Raw genomic sequence first — 597 nt, 5'->3', positions numbered from 1 at the left:
GATCACGTAGGAGGAACCCGAACCGGAGAAGAAGTCGTGGTTCTCGTCCGCGTTCGGCGACAGGGCCGAAAGGATCGCGGGCGACACATCGGTCATCTCCTTGGGGAACAGCGCCTCGTAGCCCAGGTTGTTGAGCGCCTTGTTGGCGTTGTAGTGCAGGAACTTCTTGACCTCTTCGGTCCACCCCACGCCGTCGTAGAGCGATTCGGTGTACGCGATCTCGTTCTCGTAGAGCTCGTCCAGGAGGTCGTAGGTGAAGGTCTTGAGTTCGTCGCGACGCTCCTGGGTCTCCTTCTCCAGACCCTTCTGGTACTTGTACCCGATGTAGTACCCGTGCACGGCCTCGTCGCGGATGATCAGGCGGATGATGTCCGCGGTGTTCGTCAGCTTGGCCTTCGAGGAGAAGTGCATGGGCAGGTAGAAGCCCGAGTAGAACAGGAAGGACTCCAGCAGCGTGGAAGCCACCTTCTTCTTGAGCGGGTCATCCCCCACGTAGCGGTCCAGGATGATGTCGGCCTTGCGCTGGAGGTACTCGTTCTCGTTGGACCAGCGGAAGGCCTCGTCGATCATCTTGGTGGAGGCCAAGGTGGAGAAGAT

1 protein-coding gene is annotated in these 597 nt (G+C 59.6%); it reads right to left on the bottom strand.

The window, feature by feature from the left end; all coding sequences use genetic code 11:
• A partial coding sequence (locus GTW58_RS13595) for a ribonucleotide-diphosphate reductase subunit beta (protein ID WP_209436592.1) occupies nt 1-597 on the bottom strand: 597 nt, incomplete at both ends.

The sequence above is a fragment of the Kocuria subflava genome (assembly GCF_012163155.1).
Taxonomy (GTDB): Bacteria; Actinomycetota; Actinomycetes; order Actinomycetales; family Micrococcaceae; genus Kocuria; species Kocuria subflava.
Note: the sequence above shows the minus strand (reverse complement) of the source record. Positions and strands in the feature narration are given on the sequence as shown.